This window comes from Thalassotalea sp. LPB0316 (assembly GCF_014898095.1).
In the GTDB taxonomy this organism is placed as follows: Bacteria; Pseudomonadota; Gammaproteobacteria; order Enterobacterales; family Alteromonadaceae; genus Thalassotalea_G.
Window position 1 is genome coordinate 268754 of the sequence record NZ_CP062946.1, and the last position, 13336, is coordinate 282089.

Here is a 13336-nt window from a genome sequence, read left to right on the forward strand (position 1 = left end):
TGTTCGATAAACTGATACTTGTTCGCGTATCTTTTGCTGGCTTTTCGCCTTCCTTTCTCTCGATACTAACAAGTAAGCCAAAGCCCTCTAGCAATTTCCCGACAAGTTTTCGTACATTTGCGACAAACCAAGAGCAACACCTTTAAAAACAACAACATAAGATATCAAGGACAAAACAAACTGGTCGTTAATTTGACAATTATTGTCCTAATTTTGCTAGGAAGGGTGGGCGCAAAAACTCAATACTCTTAAGTGTTGTTTTTATCAACGAAAGTCAACATTAGAACAATAAAAAGAGTGACGACACAACATGAATAGTTGAGTCGATAACCTCGATAAACGATGGAGTTACTGTCAAATGAGAAAGAACCAAAAGCTGATGTTAAGCGCATTAGCCACCTCAATAGCCCTTGCAAGTATGTCTGCTCAGTCAGCACCGCAAGCCCAAATCAATAAAGTAAATAAAGACGATAGTGCGGTTCAAAGCTTTGCCGAATGGCGAGCACAACAAAAGCAAAACCGTCAAGACTTCACGGATAGATTAATCATCACCTTTAAGGATAAAAACCAAGGAAAAACTGTGCCTCCTGGATTAGCCAAAAAAATTGGCTTGAACATGAAGCACGTTAAGATTTTAAAAAACAACAGCCATGTTATCGCCTTAGATGAAATGCACTCACTTAAGGATATTGAAAAATTCATTGAGAAGTTGCGCAAGCATCCTGCTGTTGAATCGATTGAGCCTGACTATCAGCGTTACCTCATGGCGCAAAACCAGCCTTGGGGTATCGCAAGGACCCAATCAGATCAGCTATCAGACAACGATGCTGCCAATATGACGGTCTGTATTATTGATTCAGGTTACCAACAGTCTAATCCTGACTTGATCGCTAACAATGCCTCGGGCACTAATAACGCGGGGACGGGTAACTGGTATCAAGCGGGTGGCTCTCATGGCACCCACGTAGCAGGGACAATTGCTGGCGTAAATAACAGTGAAGGGGTTGTCGGTGTGTTACCTAACACCAACGTTAACCTTCACATTATCAAAGTATTCAATGAAAGCGGCTGGGGTTATTCAGGTGACTTAACCGATGCTGTTGATACCTGTGTTAACAATGGCGCTAAAGTGATCAACATGAGCTTAGGTGGCGCAGGCTCATCTAACGCCGAGCGCAATGCTCTGCAGGCGGCTGCCGACTCAGATGTACTATTAATTGCCGCCTCAGGTAATGATGGCAACACCACGCTTTCATACCCTGCCTCTTATGATTCAGTGATGGCGGTAGGCGCATTAGATAGCAATAATCAGCATGCTGAATTTTCACAATATACTAGCCAAGTCGAAATTTCAGCGCCGGGTGAAGCGGTACTTTCAACCGTTGCTGGCGATGGTCGCTTAGGTTATATCTCTGTTGGCTCAACTACTTATGGTAATGATTTTGTGGTTCCGCAAACGCGTTATATTCAAAGTGGTGGCAGTTACTCGGTTAGTAACGTCAATGGCAGTGCTAGTGGTGTGTTAGCAAGTTGTACGATATCTGGCAGCAGTTATAGCTGTAGCAATGTCAACGGCAACATTTGTTTAGCTGAGCGTAACGATAACCAAAAAGGCAGTAATTATCCTGAAATCAACCCTGCCAAAGCTTGTGCTGATGCCGGCGCTTCAGCGGTTATCGTATATGGTAATAACGACCGCCCCGGGCTACAAAATCCATTTTTAGTTGATGCTAATGCTGATGTTGCGGTACCGACAGTGTCGGTTGATCGCGCGTTAGGACAGCAACTTATGGGACAGTTAGGCTCAAGTGCTTCAGTTACCGTTAATAGTGGTCAAGATTATGCCTACTATAATGGCACCTCTATGGCGACACCGCATGTTGCAGGAGTTGCAGCGCTAGTTTGGAGCAATAATATCAATTGTACCGCCGAGCAAGTACGTACTGCACTTAAAAATACCGCGCTAGATATTGATGTTGCGGGTCGCGATGATAAAACAGGCTATGGTTTAGTGCAGGCAAAAGCGGCTTCTGACGCATTAGCTTCGTCTTGCAGTGGAACAACTCCACCACCGCCACCGCCATCTGGTAATGTCCTTGAAAATGGCATAGCGCAAACGAACTTATCATCGAGCAGTGAAATTAGCTTTACAATGGAAGTTCCTGCCGGTGCAACCAACCTCTCATTTGATATGAGCGGTGGTTCAGGTGATGCTGATTTATACGTCAAGTTTGGCTCTGCACCGACATTAAGCAGCTACGATTGTCGTCCATACAAAAATGGCAATAGCGAAAGCTGCCCAATTACTAATGTGCAAGCAGGTACTTACTACGTGAAGGTTGTTGCTTACTCTGCCTTTAGCGGTGTTACGCTAACGGGTTCATATACTGAACCTAGTTCTGGCGGTGGCGTGACGGGTGGTAGTGCATCGGTAACCGACATTAGTGTTTCTCGTCGTCAATGGCAATATTACACCATCGAGATTCCTGCAGGTATGGCAACATTAGACTTTGTCATGAGCGGTGGTAGCGGTGATGCCGACTTATATATTCGACAAGGCGCTCAGCCAACCTCATCTCAATACGACTGTCGCCCATATAAAAGTGGCAACAATGAGACTTGCTCATTTACCAACCCAACGTCTGGTACATGGCACATCGGGATATACGGATATAGTGCAGCCAGTGGTGTTGATTTAAACGTCACTTACAACCCATAAAAAGCCCCGAGTAAATGAGTTTTTGTTAAACTCAAATCTTTCCTGAACCAATAAAAAACGGCCTAAACGGCCGTTTTTTATTGGTCAATTTCGAGTGTCTACCAAATACGGACGCGCTGATCTTCTGGTAAATAAAGCGCATCGCCTGGTTGAACATCAAACGCTTTGTACCAAGCATCGTGGTTGCGCGGTGCTAATGCGCGGAATTGACCCGGCGCGTGAGTACCTGCTCGCAATTGATTGAGCATGCTTTGCTCGGTGCGCTTTTCTTTCCAAACTTGCGCCCAAGCCAAGAAGAAGCGTTGGTCGCCAGTCACACCATCAATTACCGGCGCTTCTTTGCCGTTTAAGCTAAGTTTGTATGCATGATAGGCCATCGCCAAACCACCAACATCACCAATGTTCTCACCTAAACTATTGCGACCATTAACAAAGTTATCTGGGATCGGCTCATATTTGCTGTACTGATCAGCTAACATATCAGCTTTAGCTTCAAACGCTGCGCGGTCTTCATCTGTCCACCAGTTGCGCTGAATACCATTGGCATCAGATTTAGAGCCTTGATCGTCAAAGCCGTGGCCCATTTCATGACCAATAACCGCACCAATAGCGCCGTAATTTACTGCGGCATCAGCATTTGGATCGAAAAACGGTGGTTGTAAAATCGCAGCAGGGAAAACGATCTCGTTAAACGACGAATTGTAGTAGGCGTTTACTCGTTGCGGTGTCATACCCCAGCGGTTGCGATCGGTTTTTTGTAACTCTTTAGCAACGCTATCTGCGCGGAAAAACTCACGCATATTTTTGACGTTACCGACTAAATCACTCTTGTTAATTGTTAAACCATCAAACTCTTGCCAAACATCTGGGTAACCTATTTTAGGGTTAAACGCGGCGAGTTTTGCACGGGCGTTCACTTTCGTTTCTTCACCCATCCAGTCTAAACCGTCAATTCGCTCACCTAACGCTTTGCGCAAGTTCTCAACAAGCTCAGCCATTTGTACCTTTGACGACTCAGGGAAGTAACGTTCAACATACACTTTACCGATTGCAAACCCTAACGATTGTGTACCAGACATTTGTGAAATAGCGCGCTTCCAGCGTGGACGAGGCTCTTGCTGGCCACTTAACTCTGTGCCGTAAAAGGCAAAATTAGTATTGAAGATATCTTCTGAAAGTAAACCGGCATTACCGCTGATAGCGTGATAGGTTAAGTAGTCTTTCCAGACATTGATATCTTCACTGTTAATAAGCGAAATCATCGCTTTGATTGGCTCAGGTTGTGACATGTTTAACTGAGGAACTTGGTAGCCAGTTTGTTCGAAATATAAATCCCAATCAAAGCCAGGATATTGACTCGCTAAATCACTACGTTTGATTTGGTTCAAGGTTAAATCGCGGTCACGACGCTTTTCACGTGGCCAATGGCCTTCGGCAATTTTTGTTTCTAATGCTAAAATAGCTTGTGCTCTGTCGGCACCATTTTCAATACCGGCAAATGCCAACATCTCGGCAATATGAGCTACGTACGCGGCACGTGTTTTTTCAAAGCGCTCACTTTGCTCAAGGTAATATGAACGATCCGGTAAACCTAAGCCACTGGCACCTAACGACATTTCATATTTGTTAGGATCAAGGCGGTTAAACCACATACCCCCGCTTAACGGTGAAGATACACCGGTAAGCCAAGCCTGACCAAAAATTTTAGTTAAATCACTGACTGATTTTGCCGCTGAAATTTCATCTAGGGTTGGTTGAATTGGGCTAATCCCCTTTTTGTTGATAGTTTCTACATCCATATAAGCATGATAGAAATCAGCAACCATTTTCTCTTCAGCGTTTAAATCTTTACGACTAGTAATATCATCAATAATTTCTTTGACTTGCTTTTCACTGCGCTCAGCTAAAGCAGTAAAAGCGCCATAACGCGTTTTGTCGGCAGGCATTTCAAAGTTGTCATACCAAGTACCGCTGGCGTACATAAAAAAATCATCGCCAGGCTTGATGGCTAAATTACGCGCGGCTAGGTCGACGCCGAAGCTACCTAATTCTGCTTTGCCCGCGCTAGATGCTGTCGTTTGTTTTTGCTGTGCAACCTCAGGCGCTTGTGCTTGTTTTTCGCCACAACCTGCTAACAATGCTGTACCCAGTGCCACAGCAATCAATGACTTTTTCATATTTATTATCCTATTTAGGTGTCGTCAAACGAATGTTTAACTCGTTGTTTTATCGAAGCTCAGCCAAAATAGCAATAACTTACTCAGATTAAACTAGTAATAAAGTCCACAAAACTTTACATATAATTAACATTTAACGAGCCTTGATAACTCAGATCGGTGGTAGATGTTGCTGGTATTCTCACGTATAACTAACCTAAACTCTGGATAACAAATTGCTTTCTAGCGGTTATTTTTCCTTATTACGTCGTTAAATTTGTGTGCAATAGCTGGCTATTCCAAACAAATTTGTCTAGTACTAAGAAAAAATCCCTCGCTAGAAGTGTTAACAGTGGTCGTAAGTTGTTACTTTCAATAGATTAGCTAAGTTCTTATCCAGAGTTTAGGTTAACTAGATAAAAACTCGACAATTGAGATTTATGTGTATTTTATTTATCGCGGTAAATTCGCATCCAAACTATCCATTGATCATTGCCGCTAATCGCGATGAGTTTCACACGCGGCCTACGCAAGCGATGAGTTGGTGGCAAGAGCGAGAATTACTCGCCGGTAAAGACTTGCAAGCAGATGGCACTTGGTTGGCCATTAGAGCCAATGGTTTCCTATCTGCACTGACCAACTTTCGCGAACTCCCGCTCAAAACGGGCGAGTTTAAAAGTCGAGGGGAATTACCATTACTCGCACTAGAAAAAACCGAGCAAGAGGTTAAAGCGCATTTAATCAAACATTCAAATGCCTACCAAGGTTTTAACCTGTTATTTGGCAATCATCAAAACCTCATCTGCTTCGACAGCAGCAAAAAACAATTCACTCCTTTAAGCCAAGGATTTCACAGTATTTGTAATGGTTCGTTAGATGATAAATGGCCTAAAATGGCACGTGGTGAACAAGCATTAGAAGCGTATGTCAATCAGCATCAGGAAATAAACCATCAAGCCTTATTCGACCTATTAACAGATCAACAACAAGCCCCTGACGAACTGCTACCAGAAACGGGCATCGGGCTTGAGTGGGAGCGCACGCTCAGTTCTATTATGATCATCGGTAAAGAATATGGAACGCGTTCTTCTTGTGTTTATACTTTGTCTCGTCAAGGCCACATAGCCGTATCTGAAAGAACATTTTCACCAACTGGCGAGTGCCTAAACAGCCTAACGTTTAACTGGCAGATTGACATTAACAATAGCTAAAAGGACAGACGTTAAGTGCTAAAACCTGCTTTACATCAAGTTTTGAATGGATTTTAAATGACAAAAATCATTATCGAGCGTAGTGTAGTTAACTTATTAATATCTTGTAAACTTGGCAACATATGACGCTTTCGTTAAGTCGTTCACTCAAGAATCTTTCAGGTCAACTCGAACGTTTTATTAACGGGCGACTTTGGCTCAAAGTGTTAATTGCATTGGCTCTCGGCGTATTAGCGGGCATTTTGTTAGGGCCGGATTTAGGCTTAGTATCAAGTGAAACCGCTCAGGTGATCACTGCTTGGTTAGCCCTACCTGGGCAAGTATTTCTTGCGGTCATTCAAATGATCGTTGTTCCTTTAGTTATCGCCTCGATTGTGCGCGGTTTAGCCGCTAATAATAACCCCGTTGCTTTGCGACAAAATGGGATTATCGCGGTTGCCTTTATTTTTGTCTCTACTGCAATCGCTGCCGCGATTGGTATTGTGCTAGCCCTTTATATTCAGCCCGGAAACTATGTAGATGCCACCGATTTAGTCGCTTCTGCCTCTGCTACAGCGCCAGTTGCGAATAACATCCAAGGGTTTCCCGGCATTTCAGAGCTGCCCAATAAATTATCGGCATTAATTCCCAAAAATCCACTCGCATCAATGGCATCAGGCGAGATGTTGCAAGTCATATTATTCTCTGCATTGCTCGGCATAGCGATGCTGTCGATTTCAGCGGCCCAAGCAAAGCCGTTGTATGATTTATTGGGCGCATTGCAAGAAATTAGCTTACGCATTGTCTCTTGGGCAATGCAACTAGCTCCTCTGGCTGTTTTTGGCTTGATAACTCGGCTCGTTGCTAACCTTGGTGTCGAAGTATTGATGAGTATGCTGATCTATGTACTTACGGTTATTTTAGGCCTACTGTTAATCTCTGCGCTCTATTTCTTGGTTGCTAAAATGACCTTAAAGATGCCGTTCTATTCGTTCTTCCAACATGTCCGCGAATTGCTTTTGTTAGCTTTTTCAACGAGTAGCTCTGCCGCCATTATGCCAGTGTCGTTACAAGTGGTTGAAGATAAGTTAAAAATAAGGCCAGATATCGCTCGATTTTTAATTCCGCTTGGGGCCACTATTAACATGACAGGGACCGCGCTTTACCAAGGCGTTGCGACGGTATTTTTAGCGCAAGTTTTTAACGTGGATTTGAGTCTAGCTAGCTATGTTTTTATTGTTACTATGGCTGTTGCTGCATCAGTCGGCTCACCTGCTACGCCTGGCGCGGGTATCATAATTTTGAGTATGGTTTTAGAGGGCGTAGGTATACCGGCAGCAGGAATTGCGCTTATCTTAGGCGTGGATCGGATTTTAGATATGTGTCGAACGTCGGTCAACGTGCTTGGTGATGTGGTCACCTGTGGTGTTGTTCAGTATGTGAATAAAGATGCGTTGCCCGAAAATCAAGTAGCCGAAGTCTAATGGATTATTTTCTTGTTACACATTCTTTTATGGTGTAGCTACCAGAGAGCCAAACAAGTGCCATACTTATCATATCAGTTCAGCATAAATACGAGTAAAAAAGCATAGGGATTTAAGTGGAAACATTACAACTCATCGGCACCATTTTGGGTGGCTTAGGGCTCTTCTTATTAGCAATAAGTTTAATGACTGATGGCCTCAAGTTGGCTGCGGGCCCAGCGCTAAGATCAATATTAGCGACATGGAGTAAAACGCCAATGCGCGGGATAATGGCGGGTTACTTGATGACTGCTATCGTCCAATCATCAAGCGCGGTTACCGTAGCCTCGTTGGGTTTCGTTAACGCCGGTTTAATGACGATGCGCCAAGCACTCGGCATTGTTTATGGTGCCAATGTCGGTACAACAATGACGGGCTGGTTAGTTGCAATCGTCGGATTTAAATTCAATATCCAAACATTTGCCCTACCGCTTATTGGTATTGGTATGTTGATAAAAATGGTTAAGCCCAATACCCGTTTAGCCTATGCTGGTATGGCTCTGGTCGGTTTTGGCTTGTTCTTTATCGGTATTGATATCTTAAAACTCGCCTTTGAAGGCGTTGTTGAGACATTCGATATAAGTCAGTTCAAAGCGGAGGGCGTCGGGGGTATTTTGACCTTTGTACTTGTCGGTGCAGTCATGACAATCCTAACCCAATCATCGAGTGCTGCAATAGCCCTGACGATTACCGCAGCGACAAGTGAGATGGTGGGTATGTACGCGGCTGGCGCAATGGTTATTGGCGCCAATATCGGCACAACATCAACCGCGCTACTGGCGACCATTGGTGCAACATCTAACGCTAAACGAGTAGCCGCCGCTCAAACAATCTTCAACTTAGTTACCGCGATTGTGGCGCTAATCCTTTTACCTGTGTTGTTTTGGCTAATCGACGAAATAACCACTTTATTAGAGATCACGGCAAACCCTGCTATTTCATTAGCTATTTTCCATACTTTATTCAATATCTTGGGGGTCTTGATTGTTTATCCACACAACAATCGAATCGCAGGATTTTTAGAAAAACGCTTTCGAACTTGGGAGGAAAAAGCATCGCATCCAAAATATATCGACAATACGGTAGCGCAAACACCAGTGCTCGCTGTTAACGCGATACTGCTTGAGCTGTTGTCAATTTCAGACAAAATCATCGCCCTCTATAACAACGTTATTCCCAAACGGAAAATCCCAGTTAAACAAGCGACTGAACAACTACATGTTATTCAAGCATTGTCTAAAGAGGTATCTAATTTTATTGTTAGGGTTGAGGGCTCAGCCTTGCAAGATAAAACTTCAACGGCACTTGCCACCCTACTACGGATAGAGCATTACTTGATTACCTGTACCAAATCAGTAGAGCATTTGAGCAATAAACTCGACAACCGACAAAACCTGATGAGTGCTCATTTTGAAGATCAATTACTCGAGTTTTTTCACAACACCGACAATTTTATGATACTGGCAAGGGGTGAAAGCGATGAAGAATTACCTGACTTAAACCACCAATTTGAGGGCTTGCAAATTCAACATAACGCCCTTAAAGCTGAGTTGATCAGTGGTGCAACAAAAGCGCAAATTAATGTAGAACAGATGTCGAGCGCAATAGATTGTATCGCAGAAAATTTAATGTTGGCAGAAAATTGGTGTAAAGCGTTTGTTCGTCTTCATTCACTTGAAACGGATATTGAAAAAGAAAATCAAACAGAAGAACAAGAACAAGCAACGATTATTGATGCAGAATAACTTCAACGAGGTGAGGATTAAACATGGCTAGTTTAACGTTTTATGGCGCTATTGAGGGCGTTACCGGCTCTAATTATTTACTTGAGGTTGGCAACAGTAAAATCGTGCTCGATTGCGGCTTATTCCAAGGCCGTCGAGAAGAAGAAGCCAAAAACCACGAGCCATTTCCTTATTCACCTCAAGATATTGATGCCGTCATCGTATCTCACGCCCACCTTGATCATTCAGGTCGTCTGCCGGTCCTGACTAAACAAGGTTATGGTGGCCCAATCTATATGACTTCGCCAACGCTTGAGCTAATTGCGGTATTATTAAAAGATGCAGCGTCATTGCAAGAGCGAGATGTCGAGTGGGAAAATAAGCGCCGTAAGCGTGCTGGTAAAAAGCTACTTGAACCTATTTATACCGAAGATGATGTTGAAGAAACACTCTACCAATGCGAAGGAATTAACTACCACCAAACACTCAAAGTAACACCAGAAGTGTGTGTGAAATTTCTAGAAGCTGGCCATATTCTCGGCTCCTCTATTTTAGAAATCACGATAAGCGAACACGGTAAGCAAAAAACACTCGTTTTTTCAGGTGACCTGGGTAACTCTCAGGCGGCTTTGTTGCGCGACCCCGATATTGTTGAACGCGCCGATATCGTGCTTTTAGAATCGACTTATGGCGATCGAGAGCACAAATCAATCGACGACACCCTCACAGAGTTTGAGCAGGTTATTGAACAAGCCTCAGAAAATGGCGGCAACATTCTCATTCCATCGTTTGCTGTTGGCAGAACTCAAGAAATTATTTTTCGCCTAGGCGAACTTTACCAACAAGGCAAACTCAAACAACAGGCTATTTACCTAGATAGCCCTATGGCAATTGCAGTAACAGAGATATATCACCGCTATCAGGATGTCTTTAACGTTGAAGATAAAAGTGCGATTAACCAAAGTAACTCAACAGCTGCTTGGCACAAAAAGAGCTTGCATACCTTTTTACCAATCCTGCGATATTCAACAACCACTGAAGAATCGATGTTACTCAATAAAATAAAAAGTGGTGCGATTATCATTGCGGGTAGCGGTATGTGTAACGGCGGACGAATCAGACACCACTTGAAACACAACTTATGGCAAAAACAAGCTCATGTTATCTTTGTCGGTTACCAAGCAATTGGCACCCCTGGACGATCAATTGTTGATGGTATTCAAAACATTAAACTCGCTGGTGAAAATATTGCCGTAAAAGCGCAAATTCATACCTTGGGGGGATTTTCTGCCCACGCTAGCCAATCACAGTTACTTGACTGGCTGTCACATTTTAGTGATAAAACAGCCAAGTTATTTTTAGTTCACGGCGAAGAAGCAGCCAAACAAAGCTTACTTGAACAAGTGAAAAGTAGAGGTTGGCAAGCGACAATCCCAACTTTCGATCAAACCATTACCTTTTAGAACGAGATAAATGAATAAAAACAACAATAAGAAGTCAATTTTTCCAAGTGCGCACGACGACTTACAAGAAGCAAAACTCAATCAGCTGACCCATTCGTCTTATTCATTAGCCTACGCCGATGATGACTTTTTACTGCGCGATGAATTAAGAGCAGTCAGGCTACAGCTCGAATGGCTTAAGCCAGATATGATTTTACAAGAGCACGATATTCACTCTACTGTTGTCATCTTCGGGGGCGCACGGTTTTCAGATCCCGAAAAGTGTCATGAATCAGATCCTAGCAAACAAGCAAAGTGCTTAGAAAACTCTCGTTACTACCCAATAGCACGCACGCTCGCTCAGCGTATCACTGAGCTATCACTTGAGCACAAAGGTCAAGAATATGTCATCGTGACCGGTGGTGGCCCGGGGATCATGGAAGCGGCAAATAGAGGGGCAACAGATGTTGGCGGTAAAAGTGTTGGCTTAAATATCGTATTACCGAAAGAGCAACAACCCAACCCCTACATCACACCTGAGTTGTGTTTTCAGTTTCACTACTTTGCCATGAGAAAAATGCATTTTCTTAAACGCGCATGTGGTTTAGTCGCCTTCCCCGGTGGTTTCGGCACGTTAGATGAGTTATTTGAAACCTTGACCCTGATCCAAACCAAAAAAATCAAACCTGTACCGGTAATTTTAATCAATAAAAGCTACTGGCAAAACCTGATAAACTTTGATTTTTTAGTCGAACAAGGCGCTATTTGCCCAGAAGATGCAAAGCTCATTAGTTGGGCTGAAACCGCTGAAGAAGCCTATGGATTACTCGATCAGCACTGGCGGGAGCAGCACTAGCCGCTAGTAAAGTCGCCGTTTGACGAGCCTAAACGACTAAATCACCTAACTATGGGCATGACCTTTAACACCGATATGTTAAACTGGCGACTTATTATCGCCAATTTTAAAATTAATATGAGGCCACTGTGGAAAAATACGAAGAACTTTTAGTATCCATTCGCAAAGTTATTCGCGCTATTGATCTCCACTCAAAACAGCTAAACAAATCCTCTGGCTTAACGGGGCCTCAGCTACTTATTATGCAAGAAATCGCACGTGTTAAAGGTGTAACAGCTAGTCAAATAGCTAAGCAAATTAACTTAAGCGCAGCGACCGTCACCAATATTCTAGATCGGCTAGAAAACAGAGCGCTAATCGCTCGCGTACGAAACGATCAAGACAAGCGCCGAGTCGGTTTATTTCTTACCGAACAGGGGCGCGCTGCATTAATTGATGCTCCACAACCGCTACAAGAGCACTTTATTCAAAACTTTTGTAGTTTAGCGCAGTGGGAACAATCACTCTTACTGTCATCAATGCAACGCATTGCATCAATGATGGATGCTACAGAGCTCGATGCAGCGCCCGTTTTAGAAATAGAGTCGATGCAAAAAAGTACTGAGCACAACGATCAAGGCACAGATTAGCCCAAAAACAAATCAGCAATTCACTTGAGAACACTCTCTCTAGCATATTTATTACTGCCCCTTGATTGCCTCTTCTTTCGTGCCTAGCCGCTACCACCTCCCAAAAACCAACAAAATTAATTACAACTCAACTAGTTTCAACTGTAATTAAAATAAGAAGTAAAGTAGCTACAGCCCCTTAAGAAGCAAGAAAAATAACTCAAAACTTAGCTTTTGATCATTTAAACACCATTTGTTATAGTTAGACCTCTAAGCATTTTACAAAAATATGAAGGAGGATGTTATTTGTAAACAATTAGAGCAACTCAGCAATGAAGTTGGCGCGGTTTTTGTCGAAGATCGCAACACCAAGACACTGAGGTTTGATAGTATGGGCTCAGCGAGTCTGTCCTCTTTTGTCCCGTCGATAAAGCAACTGGCCAAGCAGCAAGGGTTTAAAAAACTCACCGTAAAAGCTCCCGACAGCCAAGCCATTTATTTCTTTCAACACGGCTTTAAAATTGAAGCATCAATACTTGCCTATTACGGTTTACAAGACGCTATATATCTTGCCTATTACTTTGACCCAGCCCCTAATGCGCTGTCAGCGCCACAGGCTGAAATATTAGACAAAGCACTATCGCCACAGACTAATACACACTCGCAAAACAATACCAACGAGCAACCCATTGTTGTTGTCGCTCAAGCAAGTAGCGATCAATCATCGGTATTGAGTACACCTGTAGAAACGTTTTCCGGCCAAATAAAATGCGTTAGCAATGATCAAGTTGACACCTTTAATGGGTTTATTGGTGAACAAGCCATTGCTCGTGTCAATACACTCTTTCATCAACACGACAAAGCAGTAGAGTTATTGGATTTTACGGTTGATCTAAAGACAGATCCTTGTGTTGTACTAAAATCTCTACTGCCGTTTATTGAATTGCACTACAAAGAGCATGGCTGTGAAACTATCTTCACCATAGTTTCAGCCAACAGCTTAGCAGTCAACAAAGGGTTTGCAGATGCCGATTTCGAATTTGGCGGGACGCTAAAAAACGAGTCGACATTTCAGGGCCAGCTCAGTCACTTAAACACATGGTTTAAGAGGCTTTAAA

Annotated in this window: 9 protein-coding genes; 8 read left to right on the forward strand and 1 reads right to left on the reverse strand. The window is 43.2% G+C overall.

The window, feature by feature from the left end:
• Positions 1 to 358 precede the first annotated feature (358 nt).
• On the forward strand, positions 359 to 2719 hold the full coding sequence (locus LP316_RS01190) for a S8 family serine peptidase (protein WP_193022290.1): 2361 nt from the start codon (positions 359 to 361) through the stop codon (positions 2717 to 2719).
• A gap of 98 nt (positions 2720 to 2817) precedes the next feature.
• Here LP316_RS01190 and LP316_RS01195 read toward each other — a convergent pair whose 3' ends face one another.
• Positions 2818 to 4896, reverse strand: coding sequence for a M13 family metallopeptidase (locus LP316_RS01195; RefSeq protein ID WP_193022291.1), 2079 nt, complete (start codon positions 4894 to 4896; stop codon positions 2818 to 2820).
• Between the two features lie 419 nt (positions 4897 to 5315).
• Between LP316_RS01195 and LP316_RS01200 the strand changes: the two genes are divergently transcribed.
• From LP316_RS01200 to LP316_RS01230, 7 genes are all read left to right on the forward strand, one after another.
• Complete coding sequence (locus LP316_RS01200) at positions 5316 to 6086, forward strand: NRDE family protein (protein WP_193022292.1); 771 nt, start codon at positions 5316 to 5318, stop codon at positions 6084 to 6086.
• Between the two features lie 122 nt (positions 6087 to 6208).
• Positions 6209 to 7549, forward strand: a complete 1341-nt coding sequence (locus LP316_RS01205; protein ID WP_193022293.1) for a dicarboxylate/amino acid:cation symporter — start codon at positions 6209 to 6211, stop codon at positions 7547 to 7549.
• Positions 7550 to 7665: 116 nt separating this feature from the next.
• On the forward strand, positions 7666 to 9333 hold the full coding sequence (locus LP316_RS01210; RefSeq protein WP_193022294.1) for a Na/Pi cotransporter family protein: 1668 nt from the start codon (positions 7666 to 7668) through the stop codon (positions 9331 to 9333).
• A 23-nt stretch (positions 9334 to 9356) separates the two neighbouring features.
• Entirely contained in the window at positions 9357 to 10775 is a 1419-nt protein-coding gene (locus tag LP316_RS01215) for an MBL fold metallo-hydrolase RNA specificity domain-containing protein (RefSeq protein WP_193022295.1), read from the forward strand.
• Positions 10776 to 10785: 10 nt separating this feature from the next.
• Entirely contained in the window at positions 10786 to 11610 is an 825-nt protein-coding gene (locus LP316_RS01220) for a TIGR00730 family Rossman fold protein (protein WP_193022296.1), read from the forward strand.
• 128 nt (positions 11611 to 11738) lie between these two features.
• Complete coding sequence (locus tag LP316_RS01225; RefSeq protein ID WP_193022297.1) at positions 11739 to 12239, forward strand: MarR family winged helix-turn-helix transcriptional regulator; 501 nt, start codon at positions 11739 to 11741, stop codon at positions 12237 to 12239.
• Positions 12240 to 12507: 268 nt separating this feature from the next.
• Positions 12508 to 13335 (forward strand): hypothetical protein, encoded by an 828-nt coding sequence (locus tag LP316_RS01230; protein WP_193022298.1) that lies wholly within the window; start codon positions 12508 to 12510, stop codon positions 13333 to 13335.
• Position 13336 lies beyond the last annotated feature (1 nt).

What these genes read in the sequence shown, in the direction of transcription:
- LP316_RS01190 (WP_193022290.1), top strand. Translation starts at nt 359, where the DNA reads ATGAGAAAGAACCAAAAGCTGATGTTAAGCGCATTAGCCACCTCAATA.
- LP316_RS01195 (WP_193022291.1), bottom strand. Translation starts at nt 4,896, where the DNA reads ATGAAAAAGTCATTGATTGCTGTGGCACTGGGTACAGCATTGTTAGCA.
- LP316_RS01200 (WP_193022292.1), top strand. Translation starts at nt 5,316, where the DNA reads ATGTGTATTTTATTTATCGCGGTAAATTCGCATCCAAACTATCCATTG.
- LP316_RS01205 (WP_193022293.1), top strand. Translation starts at nt 6,209, where the DNA reads ATGACGCTTTCGTTAAGTCGTTCACTCAAGAATCTTTCAGGTCAACTC.
- LP316_RS01215 (WP_193022295.1), top strand. Translation starts at nt 9,357, where the DNA reads ATGGCTAGTTTAACGTTTTATGGCGCTATTGAGGGCGTTACCGGCTCT.
- LP316_RS01220 (WP_193022296.1), top strand. Translation starts at nt 10,786, where the DNA reads ATGAATAAAAACAACAATAAGAAGTCAATTTTTCCAAGTGCGCACGAC.
- LP316_RS01230 (WP_193022298.1), top strand. Translation starts at nt 12,508, where the DNA reads ATGAAGGAGGATGTTATTTGTAAACAATTAGAGCAACTCAGCAATGAA.